4 protein-coding genes are annotated in these 5,164 nt (G+C 67.9%); all 4 read right to left on the bottom strand.

The genetic code is table 11. The features are described from left to right. Positions 1-882: LacI family DNA-binding transcriptional regulator (locus tag AOK09_RS17940; protein WP_055588219.1), on the bottom strand; the 882-nt coding region annotated here is incomplete at its 3' end. A gap of 243 nt (positions 883-1,125) precedes the next feature. Continuing rightward, positions 1,126-2,058: a carbohydrate ABC transporter permease gene (locus AOK09_RS17935; RefSeq protein WP_055588218.1), complete on the bottom strand. Its 933-nt coding sequence runs from the start codon at positions 2,056-2,058 to the stop codon at positions 1,126-1,128. Beyond that, the gene (locus AOK09_RS17930) at positions 2,055-3,041 is read right to left on the bottom strand and encodes an ABC transporter permease (RefSeq protein ID WP_079063174.1); all 987 of its coding nucleotides are present in this window, start codon (positions 3,039-3,041) and stop codon (positions 2,055-2,057) included. Before AOK09_RS17930 ends, AOK09_RS17935 begins: the two co-directional genes overlap by 4 nt. Positions 3,042-3,116: 75 nt before the next feature. Beyond that, a complete protein-coding gene (locus AOK09_RS17925; protein ID WP_157875932.1) occupies positions 3,117-4,802 on the bottom strand; it encodes an ABC transporter substrate-binding protein in 1,686 nt (561 codons plus the stop codon). Positions 4,803-5,164: the final 362 nt, after the last annotated feature.

Below are 5,164 nucleotides of genomic sequence, written 5' to 3'. Positions count from 1 at the left end.
GGCCGGACCGGTGACGGCGGTCAGCCGGGGCGAGTACTGCTCGGCCAGGCTCTCCGGGCACAGGGCGACCACGGAGGCGTCCTCGGGGACGATCCGCCCGGTCGAGCGCAGCAGGCTCAGCAGCGGGCCGATGGCGCCCTCGTTCTGCACCACGAACCCGGTGGTCTCCGGGCGGTCGGCGAGGATACGGGCGAAGGCCCCGGCGGTGCTGTCGTAGGTGCCCTCGCAGGGCCGGTGCAGGATCCGCAGCCCGCGTTCCCGGGCGCGGTTCTGGAAACCGGCCAGGGTGCGCTCGGCGTAGCCGGCGTGCCGCTGGTAGACCACGGGGCTGTAGCCGATGAAGGCGACGTCGCGGTGGCCGAGGTCGGCGAGGTGGTCGGCGCACATGGCGCCCGCGGCGGCGAAGTCGTGGTCGACGCAGGCCAGGCCGCTGGTGTCGTCGGGCAGGCCGATCAGGGCGGCGTGGGTGCCCTGCGCGCGCAGCACCGGGATCCGGTCGTCGTCGAGTTCGACGTCCATCAGGATCACACCGTCGGCCAGTCCGCTGGCGGCGACCCGGCGGACGCCCTCGGGGCCCTCGTCATTGGTGATCAGCAGGACGTCGTAGCCGAACTGGCGGGCGGCGACGGTCACCGCGATGGCGATCTCCATCATGATCGGGACGTAGACGTCCGTCCGCAGCGGCACCACCAGGGCGATGATGTGGCTGCGTTTTCCGGCGAGCGCCCTGGCGCCGGCGTTGGGGTGGTAGCCGAGGTCGTGGATGGCCTGCTCCACCCGTCGGCGGGTGGCCTCGGAGATCGACCGCTTTCCGCTGATCACATAGCTGACGGTGCTCGACGAGACGCCCGCGCACTTGGCCACTTCGGCAAGTGTCACCATCGGTGGTGGCTCTCCCTCATGTCTGTGCTGTACCTGTGGTGCCTGAAGTGTGCATTACGGAGGGCCTCGCCCAGGGCCGGACCCCGAACCGGGGCGGCGGCTGTCGCTCGGCCGTGAGGGCGCTGCCGGTCACATGGAGGTCTCCTGGAGTCGTTCCGCAGCGGGGAGTCGCTCTGCGGCGGGGAGTCGCTCTACGGCGGGGGCCGGTCCGCCGGACGGGCCGGCCCCAGCCCGGGTCGGGTGTCAGCCCTTGATGGCGCCGGTGAGCACACCGGTCCTGAAGTGCTTCTGCATGAAGGGGTAGACCAGCAGCAGCGGCACCAGGGTCAGCACGACCACGGCCATCTGGAGGGAGAGCGGCGCGGTGTCGGCGTGGGCGTTGCCGAATCCGCTGTTGAGGGAGCCGGGCAGGCCGTTGCCGCGGTTGACGTAGGTCAGCAGCACATACTGCAGGGGCCACTTCTGGGTCTCCGTGGGCATGTAGACCATGACGTTGAAGAAGGAGTTCCAGTAGCCCACGGCGTAGAAGAGCGTGATCACCGCGGTCACCGCGCGGGAGGTGGGCAGCACCACGGACCACAGGATCCGCCAGTCGCCGGCGCCGTCGATGCGGGCGGCGTCGATCAGCTCGGCCGAGGTGCTGGAGTAGAACGCCCTCAGGACCAGGATGTTGAAGACCGACACCGCGCTCGGCAGGATCAGCGCCCAGTACTGCCCCCAGCCGCCGAGGCCGGTGACCACCAGGAAGGTGGGGATCAGACCGCCGCTGACGAACATGGTGATGATCAGCAGCATCAGGATCACCCGGTGTCCCAGCGAGCGGGAGCGGGAGAGGCCGTAGGCGCACAGGACCGAGACGGCCATCGAGATCACCGTGCCCACCAGGGTGATCAGCAGGCTCACCACCAGCGAGGTGCGTACGGTGGGGTCGCTGAGCATCTCCCGGTAGGCCGCGGTGGTGAGGCCGTCCGGCCAGATCACCAGGCCGCCGGCCCGGTTGATGGCGGCCTGGCTGGAGAAGCTGGTGACGACGATGATCCACAGCGGTACGACCACGGCTGCGATCACCACGGCGAGGATCGCGCCCTTGCCGGTCTGGCCGGCCACGCCCGGCTGCTCGTCCCAGACGGGACGGGTGCTGGTGCGGCGCTGCTGCAGGGGGAGTGTGGTGGTCATTTGCGGTACAACCCGTCCTCGCCGAAGTAGTGTGCCAGCTTGTTCGCACCCCAGATCAGCAGCAGCGAGATGACACTCTTGAAGAGGCCGGCCGCCGCTCCGTAGCTGTAGTTGTTGGTGGCGATGCCGTAGTAGAAGGAGAAGGTGTCCAGCACGTCGGCCGCGGTGTGGCCCACGGCGAACCGCTGGACCAGGAACTGCTCGAAGCCCACCGACAGGGCGTTGCCCAGGCGCAGCACCAGCATCAGCACGATCACGCCGCGCAGGCCGGGGAGGGTGATGTGCCAGGTCCGGCGCCAGCGGCCGGCGCCGTCGACGGCGGCGGCCTCGTAGAGGTTGGTGTCGATGGCGGCGAGGGCGGCCAGGAAGACGATGATCCCCCAGCCCGCCTCCTTCCAGATCGCCTGGGAGGTGACCAGCAGGGCGAAGGTGTGCGGGTTGGTCATGATGTCCCAGGTGCCGATGTCGTGCTGGCGCAGGAACTGGTTGAGGATCCCCGCGCCGCCGAGCATCTGCTGGAAGATCGTGATCGCCAGCACCCAGGAGAAGAAGTGCGGCAGATAGACGATCGACTGGATGAAGTTGCGCAGCCGCTCGCTGACCACGGTGTTGAGCAGCAGTGCCAGGACGATCGGGACGGGGAAGAAGAGGATCAGCTGGACGAAGCTGAGATAGAGGGTGTTCTCCAGCGACTTCCAGAAGACGGGGTCCTGGAAGAGCGCGGTGAACTGGTCGAAGCCGGCCCATTCGCTGTGCCAGACGCCGACCAGCGGGTCGTAGTACTGGAAGGCCGTGAGCAGGCCGAACAGCGGCGCGTAGTTGAAGACGAGGAGCAGCGCCACGGCCGGGAGCGTCATGATGATCAGTGACTTGTCCCGGCGCAGCCGGATCCGCCAGTTGAGTCTGACGTGCCCGGTGCCGGGGCGGTCCTCGGGAGCCTTCTGCTCGCTCTTCTCCGACTTCGTGGCGACGGTGCCTGCCACGGCTCCTCCTTGCTCTCGACAGTGGTCTGGTGCCCTGCGGGTCCGGCTCGTGGACCCGCAGGGGGCTCGGCGGTCCTACTGGCCGGTGCCGTACTTCGCCAGGATGTTGTCGGTCAGCCACTGCTTGAGCCGGGTGCCGCCGCCGCTCTTCCAGGAGGAGATGGCGGCCTGGACGTCGGAGACCTTCGCCTTGCCGTGGTAGCAGTCCTTGAGGGTGTCCTCGACCGCCTGGGCGGCGTCCGCGGTCGCCAGCGAGGTCGGCATGGAGATGTTCATGTTCCAGAACACCGGTTTGTAGAGGTACTTGACGTTGGCGGCCTGCCAGGCGGCGTAGTCCTGGGTGATCTGGTTCTGGCCGGGGTTGCTGATCACCGCGGGGGGCGAGGCCAGGAACGGGAAGGTCTGGGCCTGGACGAACTTCTTGCCGTCGTCCGTGGCGGTGGGGACCCCGTTCACCATGGTGTAGTGGGTGCCCTCGACACCGTAGTTGACCATGGTGTACTCGGCGGAGCCGTAGGGGGCGGCCAGGTAGTTGGCGACCGCCAGGCACTCCTCGATCTGGTCCTTGGTGAGCTTGGCGTTGAGGTAGCTCATGATGCTGGCGGAGGTGCCGAGGAAGAGGCTCGGGGTCGACTTGCCGTCGGCGGCGAAGATGTTGAAGGATCCGCGCCGGTAGGCCTTGTTGGCGGCGGCGCCCGACTGGTAGTCGGCCAGGTTCCAGAGTCCGGTGCCGCCGCCGGCGATCAGGGTCTTGCCGCCGTAGAAGCGGGTGGTGCCGTCGGCGTCCTTGCCGGCCAGCGCGTCCGGGTGCATGTACCCGGCCTTGGCGAGCCTGTTGTGCCAGTCGAGCGCCTCGAGGAAGGCGTCCGTCTCGTACTTGTGGACCAGCTTGCCGTCCGTGACCGTCCACCTGTTGGGGACACCCCAGAAGGGGAAGAGGTAGGTCCACACGTCGTCGAAGGCCCAGACCCCGCGCTTGGCGTCGGTCAGCTCCTTGCCCAGGGCGAAGAGGTCGTCGGCGGACTTGACCTGGTCGGCGGTGATGCCCTTGGACTCCAGGATGTCGCGCCGGTAGAAGGTGGTGCCGGCGATGACGAAGCCGCTGGAGAAGGACGGGATGCCGTAGATCTTGTTGCCCCAGGCGCCGGCCTGCCAGGCGCCGCTGGGGATGGCCGCCAGGTTCGGGTACTTCTTGATCTTGTCGCCGGCCAGGTACGGGGTGAGGTCGGCCAGCTGGGTGCCGGCCAGGCCGCCGACGTTGAAGTTGGGGTTCCACCAGGTGGGGAGCTGGATCCAGTCGGGCAGCTTCTTGGCGGAGGTCATGGTGGGGACGATGGTGGCGTAGTTGTTGCCGTCCGCCGGCTTCATCGTCATGGTGACGCCGAGGGCCTTGTTCATGGCCTCGTAGAAGGAGTTGCCCGGGGTGGGCACGGTGCCCCACAGCGGGGTGACGGTGGTGTAGCTGCCGCCCTTGCCCGGGACTCCGTCGACCGTCCTGACCGGGTTGGCCGGGTAGGTGAGGAAGCCCGGGTCGGTCATGATGTCGGCGCCGCCGGCCACCGACGGGATGTCCGCCTTGACCGAGTTGCTGGCCACATAGGTCGGCAGCGCCGCCTTCAGGCCCGTCTTGGTGCTGGCACTGCCCTTGTTGTTGTTCGAGCCGCCGTCACCGCAGGCGGTCAGCAGTGGTGCCATCGCGGCGGCGCCGGCCACAGCCACGGCCGTGTTCACAAAGGTTCTGCGGTTCATCTCGATGCTCATGGTGGGGGCGGCCCTTCGCCGTTGAGGTCCGAATAGAGCTTCGTCACCGCGCGGCCCGGGACACCGGGGCGGTGATGCGATGGTGCGACTTGGCATACAAAGTGCGTCGAAGCGCTTCGATGTTGCCGTGAGACTAACGATGCGTTACGGATACGACAAGAGGCTGAGTGAATCACTTTTCGATTACGGCTCCACAGCCTGGGAAAGTGTCGCTCGCGACCGAAAAGGCGGGTTTCGGGACGGCCCGCGCGACCTGTCCGGCGTCAGTTGGCAAGTCTCACGAGGGCGGTTGACACCGCCTCGGGCTCATGCCACTTTCGAAACGCTTCACCATGGCGACCACCCCCGGCCTCCACCCACGC

It is taken from the genome of Peterkaempfera griseoplana (assembly GCF_001418575.1).
Taxonomy (GTDB): domain Bacteria; phylum Actinomycetota; class Actinomycetes; order Streptomycetales; family Streptomycetaceae; genus Peterkaempfera; species Peterkaempfera griseoplana.
The sequence above is the reverse complement of the archived record's forward strand: the minus strand, read 5'-3'. Positions and strand labels throughout refer to the sequence as shown.